Raw genomic sequence first — 22,804 nt, 5'->3', positions numbered from 1 at the left:
CCTTCCCCTGCTGGAAGCCCGTCTGACGCCGCCCCTTTTGCGCGCCGGGAATGATCCCCACATCATCGTCAACAGCCCAAGAGGCATTCCCCATGTTCGACATCTCAGCTTCTCCGGTGCTCGACGAGCGCGCGGACGATGGCGCTCCGGCCGGAGCCGCCCCCTCATCATTTCCAGCGGACAATCGCCTCCTCGACGCCTATTCGACCGCGGTCGCCGGCGTCGTCGAGACGGTCGGGCCCGCGGTCGCCAGACTCCATGTGGCGCACACGGACCGCCCCGGTCGGGGCGGCTCGGGCTCGGGCATCGTGCTGACGCCCGACGGCTTTGTCCTTACCAACAGCCACGTCGTCGACCGCGCCCATCGCCTGCGGGTGACCATTCCCGATGGCCGGAAATTCGATGCGCGGCTGGTCGGCGACGACCCCGACACCGACCTCGCCCTCGTCAGGATCGAGGATCCCGCCAGCCTGCCCTTCGCGCGGCTGGGCGACTCCAAGGCGCTGAGGCAGGGCCAGCTCGCTATCGCGATCGGCAATCCCCTAGGCTTCGAGACCACCGTGACAGCCGGCGTGATCTCGGCGCTCGGGCGCTCGCTCCAGTCCCGCAATGGTCGGCTGATCGAGGACGTGATCCAGACCGACGCCGCGCTCAATCCCGGCAATTCCGGTGGGCCTCTCGCCTCGTCGAATGGCGAGGTGATCGGCGTCAACACGGCCGTGATCATGGGCGCGCAGGGCATTTGCTTCGCTGTCGCCGCGAATACGGCCCGCCACGTCATGGGCGAATTGATGCGCCACGGCCGGGTGCGGCGCGCCTATCTCGGCCTGTCCGCCCAGACGACTGCGCTGCCGCGCCGCGCGGCCTCAATGCTCGGCCTGACCCAGACGACGGGCGCGCTGGCGGTCGACGTCCAGGCCGGCGGCCCGGCCGACGAGGCGGGCCTCAAGCCCGGCGACTGGCTTCTGTCGCTCGATGGCGCGCCGATCACAGGCGTCGACGATCTCCTGCGCCTGCTCGATGGCGAACGGGTCAATCGCAGCGTCGTCTTCGAGATCGTGCGCGGCGGCGAAAAACGGCGCGTCTGGGCTGTGCCGCGCGAGCGGACCTGAGACGGGCCGCTTCAGCCACCCGACCCGGTCTCGACTTCGCCGCCGCGCGCCATCCAGTCGGTGAAGCTGCCCTTATAATGGGTGCGCAGATCGAGGCCGGCCATTTGCGCCGCAGCGATCGCTTTCAGCGTGCGTCCGCCGGTCCGGCAGGCGAAGACGAGTTCCTGCCCCGGCGCGGGTTGTGGCAGGGCCGAAGGATCGAACGTCGAGAGTGGAAACAACACCGCGCCGGGAATATGGCCGGCTTCATATTCATGCGGCTCGCGCACATCGACGAGCAGCATCGAGCCATCGGCGACGCCTTTCTTCACCTCGTCGAAATCGACTTCGAGAACCCCGTTCACTTCCTGCATGCGACACCTGTTTTGATCGGGCCGCATGACAACAGCCGAATTGGCGGCGGCGCAAGCCCGATCATTCACGGCGGGAACAGGCCGCCCTCACGGGAATGCGTAGTGCGCGTGACGCATTCGGATGCGACACCATCGCCATGCACGCGCCACATCCCCGCGCCCTGACAGGCGCCGCCGTGATCGCTCGCCGTCTGGCGGAGGCGGGCTGCAGATTCGCGTTTGGCATGCCGGGCGGCGAGGTCGCAGCGCTCGTCGATGCGCTCGACGAGGCGGGCCTGCGCTTCGTCCTGACGAAGCACGAAAACGCCGGCGGCTTCATGGCCGAGGGAACATGGCACGAGACCGGCGCGCCCGCCGTGCTTGTCGCCACGCTTGGCCCCGGCGTCGCCAACGCTGCGAATGTCGTCGCCAATGCGCAACAGGATCGCGTGCCGCTGATCTTTCTGACAGGACGCGCCGATCCCGCGGAAGCGGAAAGCTTCACGCATCAAATCTTCGATCATCAGGCTCTGCTGCGGCCGATCGTGAAGGCGTCGCTCGCCGCGACGTCAGGCGCTGTCGCAACCGTGATCGAAAAGGCGCTCGCGATCGCGCTCGATGGGCAACCTGGGCCGGTGCATGTCGATGTCCCCATCGGCGTCGCCGAAAGCGAGGAGCGCGCAACTGAAATCCAACGCCGCGCTGCGCTGGCTCCGGCCGCGCCCGCGCCTGGACTTCTGCTCAACGAGGCGCGTGAGCTGCTTCGCCGCGCCGAGCGCCCGATCATGATCGCCGGCCTCGATGCTGTGAATCAGAACGCGAGCGCGGCGATCTCCGAATTCTGCCGCCGCTTCAATACGCCCCTTATCACGACCTACAAGGCGAAGGGACTTCTGCCGGAAAGCGATCCGCTCTCGCTCTTTGGCGCAGGATTGTCGCCGAAGGCCGACAAGATCCTGCTGCCATTGCTCGCGCAATCCGACTGCATCATCCTCGCGGGATATGATCCGATCGAGATGCGCATCGGCTGGCGCAATCCCTGGCCGGCGGACGCCCCCGTGATCGAGATTTCCGCGGTGTCGCAGCATCATTTCATGCACGCCAACCGCATCGCCTTCACTGGCGATGTCGGCGCGACGCTTGCTGCGCTGAGCCGAGGCCTGCCGCCTCGCCCGACATGGCCCGCGGATGAACCCGCCTCGGCGCGGCGCGCGCTTGAAGACGCATTCGCGATCCGCAGCGAGCGCTTCGGCCCCGATCACGTCTTCGCAATGTTGCGGCGCGTATTGCCGCAGGACATGCGCGTCACTATCGATTCCGGCGCTCATCGCATCCTGATGAGCCAGATGTGGCGCTGCGAACAGCCGCGCACGCTGATCCAGTCGACCGGTCTCTGCACCATGGGCTGCGCGCTGCCGCTCGCCGCCGGGCTGTCGATTGCGTCAGGCGATAAGGCGGTCGCGGTGATGGGCGATGCGGGACTCGAAATGGTCATCGGCGAGCTCGCAACCATTCGCGATCTCAAGCTGCCTCTTCTTCTTGTGGTCCTTGTCGATGAAAGCCTCGAACTGATTGCGTTGAAGCAGCGCGCCAGCAATCGCGCGCCGGTCGGCGTGCATTTCGGCGGCACCGATTTTCCCGCTGTGGCGCGCGCCTATGGCGGCGAAGGCGTCTGGATCGACGATGTTCCGGCATTGGAGAAAGAGATCGCCGCCGCTCTTGATCGCTCCAACCGCTTCACGCTTCTCGCCGCGCGCATCGGGCGCAACGCCTATGACGGCCGGTTCTGAATCATGACTTCGCCAGCCGCTCATCCCGAGAAAAAGCAGCGCGACGTCAGGCTCGACTTCTTCCGCGGCCTTGCGATGCTGATCATCCTCGTCGCGCATATCCCCGACAATTCCTGGAACGCCTGGATTCCCGCGCGCTTCGGATTCTCGTCGGGCGCGGAGATGTTCGTGTTCTGCTCCGGCTTCGCAAGCTCGCTCGCGTTCGGCTCGATCTTCGTGAAGCGCGGCCTCGCCATGGGAACAGCGCGTATCGCCCATCGCATCTGGCAACTCTACTGGGCGCAGATCGTGCTGTTCATGGTGATAACAGGCGTCACGCTGACGGCTGTAAAATATGTGCCGCATGGCGCCTATCTCGAATTCCTGTCGCTCGACTGGTTCATCGCCAATCCCGGCGAGGGTCTGCTCGGCCTTCTCACGCTTCGCTACATCCCCAATCTCTTCGACATGCTGCCGATGTATATCGTGATCCTCGCCAGCGTGCCGATCGCGATGCTGCTCGCGGGAATCTCGCCGAAGCTGACTCTCGCGACGAGTGTCGCAGTCTGGCTCTATGTGCAGGCGACCGGCTTCAATCTTTCCTCGCGGCCGGGCTCCGATCTCATCTGGTACTTCAACCCGATCGCCTGGCAGATGCTGTTCTTCACCGGCTTCGGATTCGGAATGGGATGGATTCCGCCGCCGCCGCTGCGCGACCGCCGACTGGTGATCATCGCTGCGCTCCTCGTCGTCCTGTCAATCCCCCTCACCTTCTGGGGCGTGGTCGAATCGTTCCCGATCTTCGATGAGCTCCGATCCTTTTTCATCGCCGATCTCAGGCCGACCAATCTCCATATCGTTCGCTATCTCCACTTCTTCGCGCTCGCCTATCTCGCACTGTCGCTGATCGAGCCGATCCGCGGACGGCTGGCGGACGCAGCGTTCGCAAAGCCGATCATCAGGATCGGCCAGCAGACATTGGCTGTGTTTCTCTCCTCGATCGTGATCGCCTGGACGCTCGGCATTCTGCTCGACGCGCATGGCCGCACGACGCTGACGGTGGCCGCTGCTAACCTCGTCGGCCTCGCTTTGCTCTTTGCCGTCGCCTATGTCGTCGCCTGGTTCAAGAGCCAGCCATGGAAACAGCGCGCTCCGGCGACGCCGCGCGAAAGAATTTCAGTCCCCATCGGCCTGCAGCCCGCAGAATAAAATTTCACGCGATCGTGAGCCGCGTTTCACGGCTCCGTGTAAGGCATGTGTTTCAAGCGCAAGGCACACTTTCCGCATTGAGGAGGGGCCATGAGCGCAACTGCGATCGCCAACCAGTCGGCTTGCGGCGGCGATATGATCGGCGCGCTGTGGATGTCGCTGACGGAAGATTTCCTCGGCCACGCCAGGACGACGCCCGAGCGGCTGGCGAAGCTGCTCACCGCCGATCCGCATCATGTGCTCGGCTGGTGCGCCAAGGGCTTCTTCTCGATCCTTCTGGCGCGCCGCGAGATGCAGGCGCCAGCCGACGAAGCGCTGCGCATGGCGCGGCGCGCGCTCATGCTTCGCGGCGGAACGCGGCGCGAGCGCGACTATGTGCTGGCGCTCGGCGAAGCCGCCTCGGGCCATTTCGCCAAAGCGGCGGTCGCGCTTGATCTCATTCAGGAAGCTGATCCCGACGACAGCTTTGCGCCCAAGCTGTCGCATGCGCTGCGATTCATGCTCGGCGATTCGCGCAGCATGCATGCAGCGATCCATGCCGCCGTCGCGCGCATCGATCCCGCCCATCCGCATCTCGGCTATCTCATGGGCTGCCAGGCCTTCGCGCTTGAAGAGAATGGCCGCTATGCCGACGCCGAGCGCATCGGCCGCGAAGCCGTGCTGCGCGCGCCGCGCGACGCCTGGGGCGTGCATGCCGTCGCGCATGTCCATGAAATGACCGGACAGGCGCGCGCCGGCGTGGAATGGCTGACAACGCATGAGGGCAATATCGGTCATTGCAACAATTTCGGCGGTCATGTCTTCTGGCATCTCGCATTGTTTCGGCTTGAACTTGGCGACGCCGCCGGCGCGCTTGCGCTCTATGATTCTCGCGTGCGCGCCGAACGCACAGAGGATTTCCGCGACATCGCCAATGCAGCGTCGTTGCTCGGACGTCTTGCGATCGAAGGCGTCGTGGTCGGCGATCGCTGGGAAGAACTTGCCGACATCGCCGAACGGCGCATCAGCGATCATTCGCTTGTCTTCGCTGAACTCCATTATGCGCTGGCGCTTGCCGGCGCCGGTCGCTCAGATAAGGCGGCGGCTCTCGCCGACGCGCTCGAAGCGGCGGAAGGCTCGCGCGAGCAGGATCATCTGGCGCGCGCCATCGGCGCCACCATGGCGGACGCCATTCGCGCCTGGGGACAAGGAGAACATGCGCGCGCTGCGGCCGAGCTTCTCGCGACCCGCTCGCAGCGTCAGCGCATCGGCGGCAGCCATGCGCAGCGCGACATCTTCGAGCAGATCACCATCGATGCGCTGATCAAGAGCGGCCGGCGCGACGAAGCGCGCATGCTGCTAGGCGAGCGCCTCGCTGCGCGCAGCCGCAATCGTTTCGCCGAACAGCGCCTGTCGTCTGCTTTCGCCGTCAGGCGCCCGATTTCGGGAAGCGCGGGCGTCGCGCTCAGCGCAGGCTACTGATCCTTCTTGGCGATCGCGTCGATCCAGCGCACCGCGTCCTCGACGAAGCGCGGATCGAAATCGTGACCGCCAGGATGCAGGCAGAGATCGATCTCGCGCCCGCTTTCGCATTTTTTCCAGACCTCGCAGCCAAGACCGCCGCCGATCTGCACGACGGGATCAGCCAGACAGACATTGGCGCTGAGGAAACGCTTCAACCCTTCCCTGACGTTGCCTTGCCGATAGGCTCCGCCGCGCAGCTCGCGGCCTTCCATGGGAACCGTGTGATCATTGCTTCCATGCACATGCAGGAAATTCACCGGCCCCGCCGGACAGCGCGTCGGCTGCGGCCGCCAGAACGCGCCTGATATCGGCGCGAATCCCGCGAAGCGCAACGGAATGTAGCAGGCGACATACCACACCATCGATGCGCCCTGGCTGAAGCCGGATGCGATGAAGCGCTTGGGATCAATGGGAAAGCGCTTCTCAACATCGTCGAGCACGGCCCTGACATAGTTCAGCTCGTCGCGATTCTGCGCCGGCGATCCTGGAAAGGACCATGTCTGCCCTTCGCCATGGACGGCGATCAGCAGCACGCCGAGCCGGTCCATGCGATCAACCAGATCCTTGTTCTTCATGGTGTCGTCAGCGGACTCGCGATAGCCGTGGAAGTACATCACGGCCGGCAGCGGCGATTTTCCGTCCCAACCCGAGGGCGGCTTGACGAGATAGAAGCCGCCCTCGACGGCGCAGGCGTCGTTGGGACCGCAGGCGCTCGCGTAGTCGGTGATCAATCCAAACGCGGCGATAAAAGCCGCCAGCGCCCAAGCCTTGAAGCGTCCCGAGATCATGAATGCATATCCGGCGCAGATCGACAGCGAGTTGTTTCTTGCGCTGCGCCGGATGACAAGAGCGCCCAAGCGCGCTCTCGCAAGGATGTGACAGGCCCGCGTCGTCTCACGCTTCCGGTGGAATACGCAGAACCCAGCCGGGCTGGATCAGATCGGGATTCTTCACCGGCGGCGTGTTCGCCTTGACGATCTCGGAGTATTTCGCCCCCTTGCCCTTGCCATAATGCTTCTCGGCGATCGCCCAGAGCGTGTCGCCCTTGGCGACCGTATAGAACACCGACTCCTTCGCCGCGGCCTGCGCGATGATGTTGGAATCAACCTGAGCAACGCCGACGGAATTGCCGATCGCCAGAATGATCTTCTCGGCCTGCTCGGTGGTCGCCGCCTTGCCGGAGACGCTGACCTTGTCGCCATCGACCTTCACGTCGATGCCGGATGCGTCGAGACCGTGCTCGGCCACAGCTTTCTTGATCGCATCCGCAGGCGCAGCCTGAGCCTCGCTTGCGCCAAAGATTTTGGAGCCGATGCTCTTGGCGAATTTGAACAGACCCATCTGTGTCTCCCTTGGCCTTTCCATGGGGAAACCTAGCCTTGCCGCCGCCCGATGGAAAGCCTGCCGATCCGCCGCATGGCGTTTGCGCTAGCGACGGGGTAAAAGCGCACATGACCGGCTTGCGCCGCAAATCCACGTTCATCAGCCTGCTCATCGCGTGGCTGATGATGTTCAGCGCCCTGATGGGCGGGCTTACGTCCGCCCGCGCGCTGCCGCGCGCCTATCTCGACATGTTGTCGGCGACGTCGTTGTGCGCGCCGGGTGAGAGTTCGCCCCAGGGTGGCGATCATCGCAGCCATGGGCCGGATTGCGGGCTCTGCGCGCGCGCTAGCTGCTTGCACGCCTCCAGTGCGATCCTGCCCGGTGGCGCTCCCGACGCGTCGCCAATTCGGCGCAGCGCAGAGGTTGCCTTCGGCGCCGCATTCATTGCCGGCGAAAAGCCCGCGGTAATCGGCGGAGCGCAGGCGCGAGGCCCTCCACGCGCTTAAGTCCGCGCGTCATCCCTCGCCCTTGCGCCGCATCTTCGCGGCTTCACCGCATTCACGAGATCACAATGTCATCCCGTATTCTCATCGCGCCAGCGCTGCTATTGGCGTTCGCCAGCGTTTCACCGGCCGTCGCTCACGTCACGCTCGATCGCTCCGAAGCGCCTGCCGGCGCAGCCCAGAAATTCACGCTGCGCGTGCCTCATGGCTGCGACGGTAAGGCGACGACCTCGATCAGGGTCTCGCTTCCCGAAGGCGCGCTCGACGTGAAGCCCATGCCGAAGCCCGGTTGGACGCTCGAAACGGTCACCGGACCTTACGCCAAAAGCCGTCAGCTCTATGGCGCGGCAGTCACCTCGGGCGTGAAGGAGATTATCTGGTCGAAGGGCGAGTTGCCCGACGCCTTCTATGACGAGTTCGCTTTCCGCATGCAGTTCGACGGCGAACTCGCCGGCGGAACGGTGGCGCTTCCGGTGACTCAGGAGTGCGGAAGCGACAAGGCCGCCTGGAGTGAGATCGCCGCGCCTGGGCAGGACGCTCATGCGCTGAAGAATCCCGCGCCGACCATCCGCGTGCTAACGGCGCAAGCTTCGGGCGGCCATCTTCATGGCGCGCCAGCAGCAGCGAAAGCCGGCCCCATCACTATTGAATCCGCCTGGACGCGCGCGACGCCTACCGGCGCCAAGATCGGCGGCGGTTACTTCACCATTCGCAACACGGGCAAGGACGCCGACAAACTCGTGGGATTCTCCACATCCGCGGCGGCTCGCGGCGAGCTTCACACCATGAGCATGACTGATGGCGTCATGAAGATGCGGGAAGTGCAGTCCGTCGAGATTCCCGCCGGAGGCAGCGTCGAGTTCAAACCGGGCGGCTATCACCTCATGATGATCGATCTCAAGCAGCCGATCGCCGAGGGCGCGCCGATCAAGGGCAAGCTGAAATTCGAGAAGGCTGGCGAGGTCGACGTCGAATTCGCCGTTGCGCCGATCGGAGCGAACGCTCCGGCGCAAGATCATACGCACCATTAGAGCATGGCGCGAAAAAGTGGATACCGATTTTTCCGAGACGAACGCAAGCGTTCGCTCTGCAAAAGCCATGCTCTAAATTCTGGAATCGATCACGTTCCTGCATTTTGATTGATTCAATCAAAATGCGGCGTGATCTCGCCGACAAAAGCGGCGCGTCGCACGCGCCGCTCCATCCCACTGCGAGACGACATCATGGACTCACGTCGCAAAGCTTCACTTCTGCTGGGCTCGCTCTTCGCGCTGCTGCTGATCTGCGTGCTGGCGCTCGCGGCTCTCTCCGGCCTGTTTCGCCCGCTCTATGATCCTGCTTCCGGTCTCGAACCGATCGCAGGCATTGGCGGCCCGCTGCGCCTGACCGCCGGCAACGGCGAAAAAGTCGACACTTCAACTATCGGCAAGCCGTTCGCGGTCTTCTTCGGCTTCACTCATTGCCCCGACGTCTGCCCGACCACGCTCGCAGAGATGACGCAAAGCCTCGAGGCGCTGGGCGACAAAGGAAAGGATCTCAGGGTCTATTTCATCACCGTCGATCCCGAGCGCGACACGCCCGCGGTGATGGCGAGCTATATGGGCTCGTTCGACAAGAGAATGGTCGGGCTGACCGGCTCGCGCGAAGAGATCGACGCTGTGATCCGCGCCTATCGCGTCTATGCGCGCAAGGTGCCGACGAAAGACGGCGACTACACCATGGACCACACCGCCACGACCTATCTCCTCGATGGAAAGGGCCGACTGGTCGGCACGCTCGCCTATGAAGAGGACGCAAAGACGCGGCTCGACAAGCTGACGCGTCTGGCCAACGCCGGTTAAACGCCGCGCTCAGCTCTCGCCGAATACGGTGTTGAGCTGGGCGCCGACGCGGATGAAAGTCGTCCGTTTCGACACTTCTTTCAGCCGCATCGCGCCGATATAGGTCATCATGGAGCGCACGCCGCCCATAATTTCCTGCATCGTGTCGTCGACGGCGCCTCGATAGGGGACCTGAACCGTCTTGCCTTCCGAAGCGCGATATTTGGCGACGCCGCCGGAATGCTTCTTCATCGCCGTGTCAGACGACATGCCGTAGAAAACCATTTTTGATGGGATTTTCTTGCCGCCGCGCGTCTCGTAAACGATCTCGCCGTCGCATTCGTCATGACCGGCCAGCATGCCGCCGAGCATGACGAAATCAGCGCCGGCGCCATAGGCTTTCGCCACATCGCCGGGCACGGTGCAGCCGCCGTCGCCGCAAACAAGGCCCTTCAGGCCATGCGCCGCGTCGGCGCATTCGATGATCGCCGAAAGCTGGGGGTAGCCCACGCCCGTCACCCGCCGCGTGGTGCAGACCGAGCCTGGCCCGATGCCAACCTTGATGATGTCGGCGCCGGCAAGTAGCAGCGCCTCCGTCATGTCGCCGGTGACGACGTTGCCCGCCATGATCACGGCATCCGGATGCTGCTCGCGCGTGATCGCGACCGCCTCGATGAATTTCTCGGTATAGCCGTTCGCGACATCAAGGCAGATCTTGGTGATCTTCACCTGCTTGTCGACAGCATTCAGTTTCTCACGATCCGCATCGGTTGTGCCAAGTGAATAGAAGCTGTTGCGCGAATCCTCGCTGCGGAAGAATTTGACCAGGTCCTTCTCGGCATAGTGCTTGTGCAACGCTGCCATAGCGCCGAAGCGATTGAGCGCCGCGGCGAGCTTCATCGTGCCCACGACGTCCATGTTGGCCGCAATCAGCGGAAAGCCGGTCCATTCCGAGCCGGTATGCAGGAAACGGAAGCTGCGATCGATGTCGACATTGGCGCGGCTCGCCAGCGTTGAACGCTTCGGCCGGATCAGCACGTCCTTGAAGTCGAGCTTCGGATCATTCTCGATGCGCATTCACGATGTCCCGCCGCCGGCTCGGGCAAGCCGGCTCACAAAGGAAACCTAGCGGGAAACGGCGCGCCGCAGAAGTCGGACCTTCAGTCCACCGACAGGGACGCAAATGTGCGGCCCTCCGCCGCCAGTTTTTCCAGCAATGGCGCGGGCTCCCAGCCAAATCCGTCGCGGGCGAAGGTTTCGCGCGCCGTCGCGAGAATCCTGTCGAGCCCGATCGCATCAGCTTCGTGCAAAGGCCCGCCGCGCCAGGCTGGAAAGCCGTAGCCATTCACCATCACGAGATCGATGTCGCCGCTGCGCTGGGCGATGCCCTCATCAAGAATCTTCGCAGCCTCGTTGACGATCGCGGCCCGCACGCGCGCGACGATCTCATCCGCCTCCAGCTTGCGGCGCACGATTCCTTTTTTCGCCGACTCCTCTTCGATGATCGCTGTGATCTCGGGATCGACGCGGCGCTGGCCATTCTCGTAGATGTAGAAGCCGCGCCCCGTCTTCTGGCCGAAGCGGCCGAGTTCGCAGATGCGGTCAGCGATCGCGACATAGCGGTCGCGCGGATCGCGTGTCGGCGCGAGCCGCTTGCGACGCGCCCAGCCGATGTCGAGGCCGGCGAGATCGCTGACGGCGACCGGCCCCATCGCAAGCCCATATTCCTCCATCGCGGCGTCGATCTCGTGCGGCAGCGCGCCGTCTTCGAGCATGTAATCGATCTGCTTGCGATAGGTCGCGAGGATGCGGTTGCCGATGAAGCCGTCGCACACGCCGCAGACGACGGGCAGCTTGCCGAGCTTGCGCGCAAGCGACAGGCCGGTCGCCACCACGTCGGGCACAGTTCGCGCTGGCCGCACGATCTCGAGCAGCTTCATGATGTTCGCCGGGCTGAAAAAGTGCAGCCCGATCACATCCTGCGGCCGCGAGGTCGCATCAGCGATGATGTTGGGGTCGAGATAGCTCGTATTGGTGGCGAGCGCCGCGCCTGGCTTTGCGATCTTGTCGATGCGGCCGAACAGCTCCTGCTTGACGGCCATGTCCTCGAACACGGCCTCGATGATGAGGTCGGCTTGCGCAAGTGAAGCAAGATCGGTCGAGAAGCGATAACGCGCCATCCGCGCGGTTTTTTCCGCCTCGTCGATGCGGCCGCTCTTCGCCATGCGCTCGTAGGTCTGTTCGATGCGCGCGCGGCCCTTGGCGAGCGCGTCGTCGGTGGTTTCGATGACGGTCACGGAAAGTCCCGCGTCGCCGCAGGCGATCGCGATGCCGGCGCCCATGGTGCCGGCGCCGATGACGCCAACGCTCGCGAGCGGCCGCGCCTGCTTCACGTCGACGCCGGGAACCCGCGCCGCCTCGCGCTCGGCGAAGAAGAGATGCCGTAGCGCCGCCGATTGCGGGCTGACGCGAAGCTCCTGGAAGATCGCGCGCTCGGCCGCCATCCCGGCGCGAATGTCCGTCGCAGGCGCGAGCCGCAAAGCTTCGATCGCCTTGCCCTCCGCGCGCTTGCCGCGCGCTTTCTTTACGATCGCCGTCGCCTGCTTCTCGAACGAATCCTTATCCCAGGCGGGAACCGCCAATTGGCCGCTGCGCCACGAAGGCGAGCCGACAAGCTTTTGGGCCAGCGCGATCGCAGCGGCGACATGGTCGCCATCCTCGGCCACGACATCGACGAGTCCGAGCTTCAGCGCTTCGCTGGCTTTCACGAAACGCGCGCTCGTGACGATGTCGAGCGCCGCCTCCATGCCGATCAAGCGCGGCAGGCGCTGCGTGCCTCCTGCTCCCGGAATGAGCCCGAGCTTCACTTCGGGAAGTCCGATCACCGCTTTCGGATTCATCGCGCGGCCATGACAGGCGATTGCGATCTCGCAGCCTCCGCCGAGCGCGGAGCCGTGGATCGCCGCCACGATCGGTTTGGGCGACTCCTCGATCTCGAACAGCAGGTCCGGCAGATGCGGCGGCTGCGGCGGCTTGTTGAACTCCCTGATGTCGGCGCCAGCCACAAAGGTGCTTCCGGCGCCGGCGATCACGGCCGCATCAAAGGCGCCGTCCGCGATGACTTGCGCCACCGCGCCTTGCAGGCCCGCCCTGACCGCGTGCGACGTGGCGTTCACAGGCGGATTGTCGATGAGGATCAGGGCCACGCGGCCACGCGGCTCGATACGGATGGGCGAGAGGTCTGTCATCCCTTTGGACTGCCTCAGCCGCGCGCGCGGCGCAAGCGAAGCCGATCCGCATGGCGGCGACGGACGGAGCCGCCGCTGGCTGGGCGTCAGGAAAGGGAGGCTTTTAAAGCCTCGAACAGCTTGAGCTGATCGGCGATCAATTCGCGCTTCTCGTCGCGCCGCACAAACACCTTGAACATCGCTTCGCCGACGCCGTTGAAGAACTGCACCGAGCAGGAACGGCGGCCATGGAATGGCCGGTCGACGACGTAGATGGCGCGGCAATTGTCGGCTTTGATATGGCCGCCGATCGGGCTGTCGCCATGGACGTTGTAATAGCCCTGCGCCGAACTGCCTTTCACGAGCGCGCCGTGGCATTCGAGCACAATGTCGGGCGTATTGACGATGAAGAGGATTTCTCCCCATCCCGTCATCGCGAGCCAGATCTCTTCGAACCGCGCGCCGTCAATCATGATGCGATGATCGGCCGGCAGCATGTCGAGCACGGCCTGCGTCGGCACGCCATGGGTGCGCGCGATCGCTTCGACAACGCCATCAGGCTTCGCGGCGAGCGCCGCGCGAGCGGCGGTCAACGCGTCGCTCTGCGAAAGAGGAAGCGCGCTCACGCCGCGGCGTCCGTGACATCGGGCCCACGCTGCACGAGCACGGCCTGAAAACCTTCGAATTCGGGATGACCGACATAGAGCGGCGCGCCGGGGCTGCTGTTGCTCGCGCGCGCATGCGATTTGCGGAACTGATCTGATGTCGTCCAGTTCTTGAAATTCTCCTGGCTCTTCCAGACTGTGTGCGAGGAGTAGAGCGTATAGTCGTCCTTCTCGGGCCCGCGCAGCAGCGTGAACTCAACGAAGCCCGGAAGCTCGTGCAGATAGGATTCGCGCGAGCGCCACAGCGTTTCGAACGCTTCCTCGCTTCCTTTCACGACCTTGAAGCGATTCATCGCGATATACATGCTCTTCTCCCTGAAGCTGGCGTTGGCTGGCGTGATTTCAAAATGGCGTGGATCCCGCAGCTAGCGAAGATTGTAAGTGATGCCGGCGCTGAAGCTCATGCTTCCAGGCCCGCCATCAGGCATCGCCGGGAACGGCGCGGCGCGACGCACCATGGCCAGCGTTTCCTGATCAAGCATCGCTGCGCCAGACGATCCCGCGAGCGAGGCGGCGACGACCTGTCCGCCACGCGAGAGCGTGAAGGCCACGACGACGCGGCCGGTCACCCCGCGTTCGCGCGCCGCTTCGGGATAGCGCTTGTAGCGCTGCAGATGCGCCATCACCTGCGAACGATAATTGGCCACAGCCGCCGCGCCCGATGTCGGCCCGGATGCGCCGACGGAGCCTCTCGTTGAGGCTGTTCGCGTGGCGTCGCTGTCGCCGCGTTCAGACGCGCCCGAAGCCTGCATCGGCTGAGCCGGACGCTCCGGCTTCGGCGTCGGCTGCTGCGTGGCGACCTTACGTGGTTCAACCTTCCTGGCCTCGATCTTTTTCGGCTGCGGCTTGGGCGGCTGAGGTTTCGGCGTCTCAACGGCTTTCGGCGTTTCCGGCGGCTTTGGCAGGGTATGGACGGGAGGCGCGATCGCGGGCGCTGGTTCTGGCGTCGGCGCGACCGCCAGCACCGGCGGCGTCAGATCCGCGAGCGGTGGAGCATCAGGAACCGGAGGCAGATCGATCGTGGCGATCTCCATAGCCCGAGGCGTTTCGGCAGGAATCTCGAGCGGCGGAGGTTCTGGCGGCGGGGGGACCTCGACCTGCGCCAACTCTCGGCCGATTTCGGGAGGGGCGACATCTGGAAGCGTCGGCGGATCGATCTGAACGTCAGGCGTTTTGGCGCCCTCTTCCGACGCCGAGCGCTCGACCGCCGCGCCCGCAACCACGAGCTCCACCGGGATGGCTTCTTCGCCGCCGGCCGGAAATTCCGACGGCGCGGTGAAGAACATCACAGCGCCGGCGACAGCAGCCGCATGCGCAAGGAACGACACGAGGTTGGCCGCGAGCCCACGCTCGCGCCAGCCGGCGCGCGTCCGCGCCGCAAACCGAATGCCTTTGTCCGGCGTGCAATTGTCGAGCAGATCTGGCCTGATCCCGGCGGCCGTCTGCTCAACCGCCTCATCTCCCGCCGGAGGCGCGGGGAGCATCTCTTCCGGCTTCAGTTCGGCGCCAACCAGCGGCGCGCGCGACGGGCGGCGCGACTGAACGCGACGCAGCGCGCCCGAACGGGGCGCGATCTCACGATCTCGCTGCGCCTTGATCGTCATGCGTCTTTCAACCCTGCTCTTCTCTCAACTCTGGTCCCTGTTCCGCCTAACGCGGAATCCGGATCAGGCAAACTGAATTCAATCCCGCCAGGCGTCAGCTTCCGAAGCGCGTGGAGAAACCGACCTTCGCCACGATGCCCGGGCTGTATTCGGTGTCGCGATAGCGCTTGTAGCGAACGTCGCCCAGATTATCGACCTGGAAGAAAGCGCGCGTGTCAGGCGTGAACTGATAGGAGCCGTAGAGATCGACGAGCTGGAATTCCTTGCTCGGCGTGAAGCCGGTCGGCACGCGATTCTGCGCGCCAACGAAGGAAACCCTCGCGCCGAGGAGCAACTTCTCATCGAAGAAGCGCACGCCGCCGCCAACGACGATCTTGCTGGGATAGATGCTCGAAAGCGGGGCGCGCTTGCCCGTCGTCGCATCATCGGCATCGCCGCGAGTAACCGCGCCAGCCAGACTGAAGAACCAGCGGCGGGCATCATAAGCGACTTCGCCTTCAGCGCCGGTGATACGCGCGTTCGACTTATTCATATAGGTGTAGAATGAGCCTTTGCATGCGTTAGGAATGGGCGCGCCGCAGAGCGGACCAAACGACTGGACGCCATCGATATAGTCGTCGACATCATTGCGGAAGACCGTCGCTTTGGCGCGCAGCTTGTCGCCCGCCATGAAGAGATCGTCGTACTTCACGTTCACGCCGCCTTCGAGCGTGTGGCCAATTTCGGGCCGCAGATTAGGATTGGGAATGAAGACGAAGTCGGCGGGCGCCGGATGCGTGCCGCTGATCAGGGTCTCAGTTGTCGACGGCGCACGATAGCCTTCCGCATAGGTGCCGTAGAACTGGATGCCTGTGATCGGCGTCACGCCGACCGTGATCTTCGGCGAGAATCTACTGCCATCAGACGAATTTCCGTTGCCGGACAGTTCATACCCGTCATAGCGGCCGGCCGCGATCACATCGATCATCCGCCATTTCAGATGGCCCTGGACGAAGCCGCCATAGACCGTGCGCATGCCCGACGGCGTGAACTTGTCTGCGCTGCCGGCGTTGTCCTTCGTCGTGACCTTGTCCTGAAAATAGTCGCCGCCATAGGTGACCGACAGCAGCGCTTCGCCAAACTGGAAGCGGCTCGTATTGTTGATGTCGAAGCCTGACGTCGTGATGGTGAAAGAGCGCGGCTGGAACAGGGTCGCCGCAGTGCCGGTCAGCCTGAACTGACGCTCATCCGTCGAGGTGATGTAGGCGTTCGCGCTCAGATTGACCCAGGGATTGTCAGGCTGGGAGAATGTGTATTTCGCCGTCGCCGTCGTTGTCGTCAGCTCGGTCTGACGTCGGATCGAGCTTGAATCGCCGGTGCCGAACGCCGCGAAGTCATACTTCTGATACTGGCCGCTCAGCTTGAGCTGATGGCCATTGCCGGGATTGATGACGATCTTGCCGATAGCGGACCGCAGATCCTGCCCCGTGTCCCTCACCGAATTTCCGTCGCCGTCCTTGTAGTCGCCCAGGCGCTTGTAGCTGACGCCCGCCATGGTCTCGAGAATTTCGTTCGCGCGCAGCGCTGCAAGCGCGCTGGCGTAGAGGCCGCTCTGCCGGCCGAATACGCCGGTCGCGCCGAGCTCGGTTGCAAATCGCTCGCCCGGCAACAGGATATCTCTGGGATCAACCGTCTCGAACGACACGACGCCGCCGATCGCGCCGGAGCCATAGACGTTCGCCACAGGGCCGCGCGTGATATCGATCGACTTCAGGAACGCCGGATCGAGATAAAACACGCCGTTGGCGTTATGTCCTGAGGTCTGGAAATTCTGGCGCGCGCCATCGACCGTCACCGCGACGCGGCCGAAATCCTGCAGGCCGCGAATATTGATCGCCGTTGCGGGATCGCGCTGATTCTCGTTCGTCTCGACATTCGGAAGCTGATTGAGGATCGAGCCGATCCGCTGCGCCTGCAGTTGACGAATCTCGGTGCGATTGACGACGTTGACGGACGCAAGCGCGTCGATTGCGCGCTCCTGATCTTTCGTCGCGGTGACCGTGATTTCATCCTGCGGGACGGTCTGCGCCGGCGCCGGTTGCGTTTGAGCGAACACGCTCGCCGAACCAAGTGCCATCGCCAAAATCGAAACTGACGCGGCCAACGCCGCCAACCCGCCACGCATCATCATCGTCGCCCCAGTCGCCTGATCTCAAGTGTCGGCTGGCTGGCTCGCGCCGCGCTGAAATTCAGCGGCGTTCGGCTGGCTGGCGTTGCGCGTCGATTGCCTCACGACGCTTGACCCTTCCTAGTAATGCTGACTATCACTGTCAACAATAACTGCGGAATTACCAGTTTTTAGGAGTTCCAAACAGTTATTACTTCGGAATTATTCAAAACAAGGGCGTTATGATCGCAAATTCGAAGTCCGGAAGCGACGGCGCGCGTCACGATGAGAAGACGCGCGCTTTTGATCATCCGTCTCCAGAAGACGGACAGAGCCCGCCCGCGATCGATGTGAAAACCCTCGTCGGCGAAGGCAGGGAAGCGATCATCCTGCACAAGGGCGATCGCTATCGCCTTCGCATCACGGCCAACGACAAGCTCATTCTGACGAAGTGATCATCATGCGTCGCCCATCACCGACACTCTCTTTTCTTGCGTCGATCGCGCTCACTTGCGCCGGCGTCGCTGGTCTGTTCGCCGAGCCGCCGCGCTTCATCGGCGCGCGCGAAGCGAATGCGCAGACGCCAGTGCATCAGCGCATTGTCGCCGCCGGCGGCGTGATCACCGAGATCATCTATGCGCTTGGGATGCAGGACCAGATCGTCGGCGTCGATACGACCAGCCTGTTTCCAGCGAATGCAATGAAGGACAAGCCGAATGTCGGCTATGTCCGCGCGCTGTCGGCCGAAGGCGTGCTGTCGCTGAAGCCGTCTCTCGTGATCGCCATCGATGGCGCGGGGCCGCCCGACGCGCTGAAACTCGTCACGGACGCAGGCGTCAATGTCGCGCATGTGCCCGATGAATTCACCGCCGATGGCGTCGTCGATCGCGTCCGCCGCGTCGCCGCGATCGTCGGCGCAGGCCCTCGCGGCGAAACGCTGGCCGCAAGCACGGCGGAAGGGTTCCGTGCGCTCGATGTCGCGAAGGCGCGCATCGCGACGCCGAAGCGCGTTCTCTTCATTCTCTCTTTGCAGAACGGAAAGGTGATGGCGGCCGGCCGCAACACCTCCGCCGACGCAATCATGAAGCTTGCGGGCGCAACGAACGTGTTTAACGCATTCGATGGCTACAAGCCGGTGACCGACGAAGCCATCACGGCAGCGGCGCCTGATTTCATTCTCGCGATGGATCGCGCCGGACAAACTTTCTCCGCTGATCAAATCTTCGCCCTGCCGTCATTTGCGACGACGCCTGCGGCGAAGACGAAATCCTTCGCTGCGATGGACGGTCTTTATCTCCTCGGTTTCGGCCCGCGCACGCCGGACGCCGCGCGCGATCTGATGCAGGCGATCTATGGAGCGGCCGTCGCAGGCCGGTCATGACGACTGCCGTCGGCCAGATGGCTGACGTTGATGCCGACGACGTCTTTGCGGCGCGTCAGAAACGAATTTGGCGGCTGACAATTGCGCTTTGCGCGATCCTCATCGTTGCAGCCATCGTCTCGCTAGGCTCCGGCGCGCTTGCGATCGCGCCGCGCCGCGTTATCGAGGTCATCTCGGGAGCATTGAGCGGTGATGCGGCAATCGCGTCGTCACGCGACGCGCTCGTCATTCTGAATATTCGTCTTCCCCGGCTGCTTCTCGGCGCGCTTGTTGGCGCTGGCCTCGCGGTCGCCGGCACCTTGATGCAGGGCCTGTTCCGCAATCCTCTCGCCGATCCCGGCCTTGTCGGCGTTTCGGCCGGCGCCGCGCTTGCCGCCGGCGTCACGATCGTCTTCGGCGATCGTTATCTCGCACCTGTCATCGGAGCGCCCCCCTTCGCGCTTCTTCCCGTTGGCGCGTTCGTCGGCGCGCTCATCGCGACCATGACCCTCTACGCCATCGCGACGCGCGAGGGACGAACCTCCATCGCGACGATGCTGCTCGCCGGCATCGCAATCGGCGCGCTCGCCGCGTCCTGCATGGGCCTTCTCGCCTATGTCAGCGATGACAGGCAGTTGCGCGACCTGACATTCTGGACTCTCGGCAGCCTTGGCGGCGCGACCTGGGCCAAGGTCGCGGGCGTCGCGCCCATCGTCATCGGCGCACTCTGCGCGACGCCGTTTCTCGCGCGTGGACTGAACGCGCTGCTGCTTGGCGAAGCCGAGGCGTTCCATCTCGGCATCGCGGTGCAGACGGTGAAGCGCGCGACGATCATCGTGACGGCGCTTGCTGTCGGCGCAAGCGTGGCCGCGACCGGAATCGTCAGCTTCGTCGGCATCGTCACGCCGCACGCGCTGCGCCTTGTGATCGGCCCGGATCATCGCGCCCTACTGCCGCTGAGCGCGATCCTCGGCGCTGCGCTGATCATCGTTGCGGATTCGCTCGCGCGCACCATTGTCGCGCCGGCGGAATTGCCGATCGGCATCCTCACCGCGATCATTGGCGCGCCATTCTTCCTGTGGATGCTTCTGCGGCGCGACCGGGCGATTGACGGATGACGGCGCTGATTGAAGCCCGATCGATTTGCTATCGCGTGCGCGATCGTTTTCTCGTCGCGGAAGCCTCGCTGCGCGCCGAGCCGGGCGAACTACTTGTCGTTGTCGGGCCGAACGGCGCGGGAAAGACGACTTTGCTGAAGCTGCTCACCGGGGAGCTCAAATCGAGCGCGGGGCATATCAGTCTCGACGGCGAAAACATCCATGATATTCCGCCATGGGCGCTCGCCGCGCGCCGCGCGGTGATGACACAGGCGGCGCGACTGACATTTCCCTTTTCCGTCGCCGAAGTGGTGCGACTCGGAGTCGACGGCGTCGGCCGCCGCCTCGCGGCGGCGCGACGGCACGAGATCATCGCAGCCGCAATCCGGTCGGCTGATGTCGAGGCCCTGTCAGGCCGGCTCTATCAGACGCTCTCGGGCGGCGAGCAGCAACGCGTGCAGTTCGCGCGCGCGCTCGCGCAGCTTGCGGCAGGGAGCTCGATCGCGGAGCGCCGCGTTCTCTTTCTCGACGAGCCAGTGGCGAGCCTCGACCTCAATCACCAGCTCGGCTTGATGCAGGCGGCGACGCGTGAATGCGCAAAAGGCGTTTGCGTCATCGCAGTGCTGCATGATCTCAATCTTGCGGCGACCTTCGCTGACCGCCTTGTGGTGATGCGCGGCGGCCGCATTGTCGCCGACGGCACGCCAGGCCAGGTGCTTTCGACCGAACTCGTCAGAGACGTATTCGCCGTTGATCTGCCGTTGAATGAACTGCCCGGCGAAAATCTGCCCTTCATCCTGCCGCAGCACTACGCCCGCAAGGCGCCGGCCGCTTCCGCCGCCAGCTTCTGACGACGCAGCGGCTGTTCGAGATCGGCCAGCGTGGCCGCCTCCAGCGGATGAAAGAAACCACGATGGGCGCGGAAGAGAAGCGTTGAGATTGCAGCGTCGCGCTCGGAGGCGACAAGAAAGTTCGCCGGACAATCCTTCGGCTCGAAGGCGCGGACGATCTCGCCGATGGTGATCGCGTCGGCCGGGCGCACGAGACGGACGCCGCCATAGCGGCCGCGTTCGGTTTCGATCAGCGCCGTGCGGCCGAGCGCATGAACCGTCTTCTGTACATTCATCGGCGTGATGCCGGTGGCGGCGGCGAGATCGGCGGCCTTCGCAGCCTGCGGCCATCGCGAGGCCAACTCGGCCATCAGCCGGATCGCGTCGAAGGTCTGCTGGTTGAGCCACATGGAATGTCGGTGTTCACGGATCGCCGGCCGGCCATTATGGCCGACATCGCGGGCGCGGCCCAGCCCCTACCGGCTTGGCGCCTTCGGGACGGGCGTTTCAAGCCCATCCGGCGGGCGGGACAGCCCGTGTTTAGCGCTTGAAAGCCGTCCGAAGGCATGAATGATACAAAAACAATCGGCGCCAGGACGGCGGCGCGGTCGTCGGCCAAGAGCCAGACCCCCATTCGTCCAAGCCGCCGGCCAACGATCACAGGGGTCCACCATGCGTCCATCTTCACTTCTCGTATCGAGCCTTTTCGCGGCGACTTTCCTCGCGGCCTCGCCCGCCTTCGCGCAGACGCCGAAGGACACGGTCGTCATGGCGAAACAGATCGACGACATCATTTCGCTTGATCCCGCCGAGGCGTTTGAATTCTCAGGCGGCGAAGCGCTGGCGAATGTGTACGACAAGCTGGTCGCGTTCGACGTGAAGGACGTCTCGAAGCTCTATGGCGCGCTCGCCGAAGGCTGGACCGTCAGCGACGACGGCAAGACCTTCACTTTCAAGCTGCGCCCGGGCCTGAAATTCCATTCCGGTAATCCGATCACCGCCGCAGACGTCGCCTATTCGATCGAGCGCGCCGTTGTTCTCAACAAGTCACCGGGCTTCATTCTCACCCAGTTCGGCTTCACCAAGGACAATATCGCCCAGACGGTGAAGGTCGTCGACGAGCGCACGATCGCGATCACGCTCGACAAGGCCTATGCGCCGACCTTCTTCCTCAACTGCATGACAGCCGGCGTCGCCGCCGTCGTCGACAGCAAGGTGGTGAAGGAGCACATCAAGGACGGCGACTACGGCAACGCCTGGATGAAGCAGAATTCAGCTGGGTCCGGCGCTTACATCCTGCGCGCCTGGCGCGCCAACGAGCAATATACGCTGGAAGCCAATCCGAACTGGTATCGCGGCGCGCCCAAGAACAAGCGCGTGATCGTGCGCCATGTCTCGGAGCCCGCGGCGCAGCGCCTGCTGCTTGAGAAGGGCGATGTTGATTTCGCGCGCAATCTCTCGAAGGACCAGATGGCGGCCGTCTCCGCGAACCCGGCGATCGCAGTCGAGTCCGGCGATAAGGGCTACATCCTCTATCTCGGCCTGAACCAGAAGAATCCCTCGCTCGCGAAGCCCGAGGTCGCCGAAGCGCTGAAGTGGCTCGTCGATTATGACGCGATCGAGAAGAACATCGTCGCCGGCACTTTCAGGGCGCATGAAGCCTATCTGCCGATCGGTTTCCTCGGCGCCATCGCCGACAAGCCCTACAAGTTCGATCTCGCCAAGGGCAAGGAACTGCTGGCCAAGGCCGGCGTCGCCAACGGCTTCACCGTCACCATGGATGTGCGTTCGATCGCGCCGATCACCGACATCGCGCAGGCGATCCAGGCGACCTGGGCGCAGGCGGGAATCAAGCTCGAACTGATCCCCGGCGACGGCAAGCAGACGCTGACCAAATATCGCGCTCGCCAGCATGACATCTATATCGGCCAGTGGGGCCCGGACTATCAGGACCCGCACACCAATGCCGACGCGTTCGCTTCGAACCCTGACAACGCCGACGACGCCAAGGTGAAGTCGCTCGCCTGGCGCAATGCCTGGAACATTCCGGCGATGACCAAGCAGACGGTCGACCTCGTGCTCGAGAAGGTCGCGGAGAAGCGCGCGGCAGGCTACGAGACGAGCGAGCGCGAACATCAGAAGGTGTCGCCCTTCGTCATCATGTTCCAGCAGATCGAAGTCGCGGCGCGCCGCAAGGGAGTCGAAGGCTTCGTGATCGGACCGAACTCCGACACGAACTACTATTCCAACATCACCAAGGGCTGAATTCGGTCCCATGCCGATCGGTTCGGCTGATAGTGCGGG

General features: G+C 64.0%; 22 protein-coding genes. 12 read left to right on the top strand and 10 right to left on the bottom strand.

The genetic code is table 11. The features are described 5' to 3' along the window. The first annotated feature begins 92 nt into the window (after positions 1 to 92). Positions 93 to 1,112, top strand: coding sequence for a S1C family serine protease (locus tag L8F45_RS03295; protein ID WP_342361462.1), 1,020 nt, complete (start codon positions 93 to 95; stop codon positions 1,110 to 1,112). Positions 1,113 to 1,123: 11 nt separating this feature from the next. On the opposite strand, the gene L8F45_RS03290 is transcribed toward L8F45_RS03295, so the two are convergent. Beyond that, complete coding sequence (locus L8F45_RS03290) at positions 1,124 to 1,465, bottom strand: rhodanese-like domain-containing protein (protein WP_342361461.1); 342 nt, start codon at positions 1,463 to 1,465, stop codon at positions 1,124 to 1,126. A 176-nt stretch (positions 1,466 to 1,641) separates the two neighbouring features. Here L8F45_RS03290 and L8F45_RS03285 point away from each other — a divergent pair, with 176 nt between their 5' ends. The 3 genes from L8F45_RS03285 to L8F45_RS03275 all read left to right on the top strand — a co-directional run bounded on the left by L8F45_RS03285 (position 1,642) and on the right by L8F45_RS03275 (position 5,883). Next, complete coding sequence (locus L8F45_RS03285) at positions 1,642 to 3,234, top strand: thiamine pyrophosphate-binding protein (RefSeq protein WP_342361460.1); 1,593 nt, start codon at positions 1,642 to 1,644, stop codon at positions 3,232 to 3,234. A gap of 3 nt (positions 3,235 to 3,237) precedes the next feature. Next, entirely contained in the window at positions 3,238 to 4,422 is a 1,185-nt protein-coding gene (locus L8F45_RS03280) for an OpgC family protein (protein WP_342361459.1), read from the top strand. Positions 4,423 to 4,512: 90 nt separating this feature from the next. Next, positions 4,513 to 5,883 carry a tetratricopeptide repeat protein gene (locus tag L8F45_RS03275; RefSeq protein ID WP_342361458.1) on the top strand — a complete coding sequence of 457 codons (1,371 nt, stop codon included), beginning with the start codon at positions 4,513 to 4,515 and terminating at the stop codon, positions 5,881 to 5,883. On the opposite strand, the gene L8F45_RS03270 is transcribed toward L8F45_RS03275, so the two are convergent. Together L8F45_RS03270 and lysM are read right to left on the bottom strand one after the other, a co-directional pair. Beyond that, positions 5,877 to 6,713: a CE1 family esterase gene (locus L8F45_RS03270; protein ID WP_342361457.1), complete on the bottom strand. Its 837-nt coding sequence runs from the start codon at positions 6,711 to 6,713 to the stop codon at positions 5,877 to 5,879. The two genes, L8F45_RS03275 and L8F45_RS03270, sit on opposite strands and share 7 nt — an antisense overlap. A gap of 106 nt (positions 6,714 to 6,819) precedes the next feature. Continuing rightward, positions 6,820 to 7,266, bottom strand: a complete 447-nt coding sequence (lysM, locus tag L8F45_RS03265; protein ID WP_342361456.1) for a peptidoglycan-binding protein LysM — start codon at positions 7,264 to 7,266, stop codon at positions 6,820 to 6,822. Between the two features lie 110 nt (positions 7,267 to 7,376). Between lysM and L8F45_RS03260 the strand changes: the two genes are divergently transcribed. The 3 genes from L8F45_RS03260 to L8F45_RS03250 all read left to right on the top strand — a co-directional run bounded on the left by L8F45_RS03260 (position 7,377) and on the right by L8F45_RS03250 (position 9,592). Further along, a complete protein-coding gene (locus tag L8F45_RS03260; protein ID WP_342361455.1) occupies positions 7,377 to 7,754 on the top strand; it encodes a hypothetical protein in 378 nt (125 codons plus the stop codon). A 65-nt stretch (positions 7,755 to 7,819) separates the two neighbouring features. Continuing rightward, on the top strand, positions 7,820 to 8,782 hold the full coding sequence (locus L8F45_RS03255) for a copper chaperone PCu(A)C domain-containing protein (protein ID WP_342361454.1): 963 nt from the start codon (positions 7,820 to 7,822) through the stop codon (positions 8,780 to 8,782). Between the two features lie 192 nt (positions 8,783 to 8,974). Beyond that, positions 8,975 to 9,592: an SCO family protein gene (locus tag L8F45_RS03250; RefSeq protein WP_342361453.1), complete on the top strand. Its 618-nt coding sequence runs from the start codon at positions 8,975 to 8,977 to the stop codon at positions 9,590 to 9,592. A 9-nt stretch (positions 9,593 to 9,601) separates the two neighbouring features. On the opposite strand, the gene L8F45_RS03245 is transcribed toward L8F45_RS03250, so the two are convergent. From L8F45_RS03245 to L8F45_RS03220, 6 genes are all read right to left on the bottom strand, one after another. Continuing rightward, a complete protein-coding gene (locus L8F45_RS03245; RefSeq protein WP_342361452.1) occupies positions 9,602 to 10,648 on the bottom strand; it encodes a GMP reductase in 1,047 nt (348 codons plus the stop codon). An 83-nt stretch (positions 10,649 to 10,731) separates the two neighbouring features. Beyond that, positions 10,732 to 12,819, bottom strand: coding sequence for a 3-hydroxyacyl-CoA dehydrogenase NAD-binding domain-containing protein (locus L8F45_RS03240; protein WP_342361451.1), 2,088 nt, complete (start codon positions 12,817 to 12,819; stop codon positions 10,732 to 10,734). Positions 12,820 to 12,905: 86 nt separating this feature from the next. Further along, positions 12,906 to 13,424, bottom strand: coding sequence for a heme utilization cystosolic carrier protein HutX (gene hutX / locus L8F45_RS03235; protein ID WP_342361450.1), 519 nt, complete (start codon positions 13,422 to 13,424; stop codon positions 12,906 to 12,908). Next, positions 13,421 to 13,768 carry a heme-degrading protein HmuQ gene (hmuQ, locus tag L8F45_RS03230; protein WP_342361449.1) on the bottom strand — a complete coding sequence of 116 codons (348 nt, stop codon included), beginning with the start codon at positions 13,766 to 13,768 and terminating at the stop codon, positions 13,421 to 13,423. The genes hutX and hmuQ overlap by 4 nt, the downstream gene beginning before the upstream one ends. A 60-nt stretch (positions 13,769 to 13,828) precedes the next feature. Further along, positions 13,829 to 15,067, bottom strand: coding sequence for an energy transducer TonB (locus tag L8F45_RS03225; RefSeq protein ID WP_342361448.1), 1,239 nt, complete (start codon positions 15,065 to 15,067; stop codon positions 13,829 to 13,831). Between the two features lie 94 nt (positions 15,068 to 15,161). After that, positions 15,162 to 17,183 carry a TonB-dependent hemoglobin/transferrin/lactoferrin family receptor gene (locus L8F45_RS03220; RefSeq protein ID WP_342361447.1) on the bottom strand — a complete coding sequence of 674 codons (2,022 nt, stop codon included), beginning with the start codon at positions 17,181 to 17,183 and terminating at the stop codon, positions 15,162 to 15,164. Positions 17,184 to 17,455: 272 nt separating this feature from the next. Between L8F45_RS03220 and hemP the strand changes: the two genes are divergently transcribed. The 4 genes from hemP to L8F45_RS03200 are packed head-to-tail and all read left to right on the top strand — an operon-like array spanning position 17,456 to position 20,521. Beyond that, the gene (gene hemP / locus L8F45_RS03215; protein WP_342361446.1) at positions 17,456 to 17,668 is read left to right on the top strand and encodes a hemin uptake protein HemP; all 213 of its coding nucleotides are present in this window, start codon (positions 17,456 to 17,458) and stop codon (positions 17,666 to 17,668) included. A gap of 5 nt (positions 17,669 to 17,673) precedes the next feature. Then, positions 17,674 to 18,594 (top strand): heme/hemin ABC transporter substrate-binding protein, encoded by a 921-nt coding sequence (locus L8F45_RS03210; RefSeq protein ID WP_342361445.1) that lies wholly within the window; start codon positions 17,674 to 17,676, stop codon positions 18,592 to 18,594. Further along, entirely contained in the window at positions 18,591 to 19,691 is a 1,101-nt protein-coding gene (locus tag L8F45_RS03205; RefSeq protein WP_342361444.1) for a FecCD family ABC transporter permease, read from the top strand. The genes L8F45_RS03210 and L8F45_RS03205 overlap by 4 nt, the downstream gene beginning before the upstream one ends. Then, entirely contained in the window at positions 19,688 to 20,521 is an 834-nt protein-coding gene (locus tag L8F45_RS03200; RefSeq protein WP_342361443.1) for a heme ABC transporter ATP-binding protein, read from the top strand. The genes L8F45_RS03205 and L8F45_RS03200 overlap by 4 nt, the downstream gene beginning before the upstream one ends. On the opposite strand, the gene L8F45_RS03195 is transcribed toward L8F45_RS03200, so the two are convergent. Continuing rightward, positions 20,479 to 20,910: an Rrf2 family transcriptional regulator gene (locus L8F45_RS03195; protein ID WP_342361442.1), complete on the bottom strand. Its 432-nt coding sequence runs from the start codon at positions 20,908 to 20,910 to the stop codon at positions 20,479 to 20,481. The genes L8F45_RS03200 and L8F45_RS03195 overlap by 43 nt on opposite strands. A 262-nt stretch (positions 20,911 to 21,172) precedes the next feature. Here L8F45_RS03195 and L8F45_RS03190 point away from each other — a divergent pair, with 262 nt between their 5' ends. Continuing rightward, the gene (locus tag L8F45_RS03190; RefSeq protein WP_342361441.1) at positions 21,173 to 22,765 is read left to right on the top strand and encodes an ABC transporter substrate-binding protein; all 1,593 of its coding nucleotides are present in this window, start codon (positions 21,173 to 21,175) and stop codon (positions 22,763 to 22,765) included. Positions 22,766 to 22,804: the final 39 nt, after the last annotated feature.

Source organism: Terrirubrum flagellatum (genome assembly GCF_022059845.1).
Classification (GTDB): Bacteria; Pseudomonadota; Alphaproteobacteria; order Rhizobiales; family Beijerinckiaceae; genus Terrirubrum; species Terrirubrum flagellatum.
Note: the sequence above shows the minus strand (reverse complement) of the source record. Positions and strands in the feature narration are given on the sequence as shown.

Excerpts from the sequence above, each read along its gene's own strand:
- L8F45_RS03240 (WP_342361451.1), bottom strand. The coding sequence starts at position 12,819 with ATGACAGACCTCTCGCCCATCCGTATCGAGCCGCGTGGCCGCGTGGCC.
- L8F45_RS03200 (WP_342361443.1), top strand. The coding sequence starts at position 19,688 with ATGACGGCGCTGATTGAAGCCCGATCGATTTGCTATCGCGTGCGCGAT.
- L8F45_RS03190 (WP_342361441.1), top strand. The coding sequence starts at position 21,173 with ATGCGTCCATCTTCACTTCTCGTATCGAGCCTTTTCGCGGCGACTTTC.
- L8F45_RS03290 (WP_342361461.1), bottom strand. The coding sequence starts at position 1,465 with ATGCAGGAAGTGAACGGGGTTCTCGAAGTCGATTTCGACGAGGTGAAG.
- L8F45_RS03280 (WP_342361459.1), top strand. The coding sequence starts at position 3,238 with ATGACTTCGCCAGCCGCTCATCCCGAGAAAAAGCAGCGCGACGTCAGG.
- L8F45_RS03255 (WP_342361454.1), top strand. The coding sequence starts at position 7,820 with ATGTCATCCCGTATTCTCATCGCGCCAGCGCTGCTATTGGCGTTCGCC.
- L8F45_RS03225 (WP_342361448.1), bottom strand. The coding sequence starts at position 15,067 with ATGACGATCAAGGCGCAGCGAGATCGTGAGATCGCGCCCCGTTCGGGC.
- lysM (WP_342361456.1), bottom strand. The coding sequence starts at position 7,266 with ATGGGTCTGTTCAAATTCGCCAAGAGCATCGGCTCCAAAATCTTTGGC.
- L8F45_RS03270 (WP_342361457.1), bottom strand. The coding sequence starts at position 6,713 with ATGATCTCGGGACGCTTCAAGGCTTGGGCGCTGGCGGCTTTTATCGCC.
- L8F45_RS03245 (WP_342361452.1), bottom strand. The coding sequence starts at position 10,648 with ATGCGCATCGAGAATGATCCGAAGCTCGACTTCAAGGACGTGCTGATC.
- L8F45_RS03220 (WP_342361447.1), bottom strand. The coding sequence starts at position 17,183 with ATGGCACTTGGTTCGGCGAGCGTGTTCGCTCAAACGCAACCGGCGCCG.
- L8F45_RS03195 (WP_342361442.1), bottom strand. The coding sequence starts at position 20,910 with ATGTGGCTCAACCAGCAGACCTTCGACGCGATCCGGCTGATGGCCGAG.
- hmuQ (WP_342361449.1), bottom strand. The coding sequence starts at position 13,768 with ATGTATATCGCGATGAATCGCTTCAAGGTCGTGAAAGGAAGCGAGGAA.
- hemP (WP_342361446.1), top strand. The coding sequence starts at position 17,456 with ATGATCGCAAATTCGAAGTCCGGAAGCGACGGCGCGCGTCACGATGAG.
- L8F45_RS03275 (WP_342361458.1), top strand. The coding sequence starts at position 4,513 with ATGAGCGCAACTGCGATCGCCAACCAGTCGGCTTGCGGCGGCGATATG.
- L8F45_RS03260 (WP_342361455.1), top strand. The coding sequence starts at position 7,377 with ATGACCGGCTTGCGCCGCAAATCCACGTTCATCAGCCTGCTCATCGCG.
- L8F45_RS03250 (WP_342361453.1), top strand. The coding sequence starts at position 8,975 with ATGGACTCACGTCGCAAAGCTTCACTTCTGCTGGGCTCGCTCTTCGCG.
- L8F45_RS03210 (WP_342361445.1), top strand. The coding sequence starts at position 17,674 with ATGCGTCGCCCATCACCGACACTCTCTTTTCTTGCGTCGATCGCGCTC.
- L8F45_RS03205 (WP_342361444.1), top strand. The coding sequence starts at position 18,591 with ATGACGACTGCCGTCGGCCAGATGGCTGACGTTGATGCCGACGACGTC.
- L8F45_RS03295 (WP_342361462.1), top strand. The coding sequence starts at position 93 with ATGTTCGACATCTCAGCTTCTCCGGTGCTCGACGAGCGCGCGGACGAT.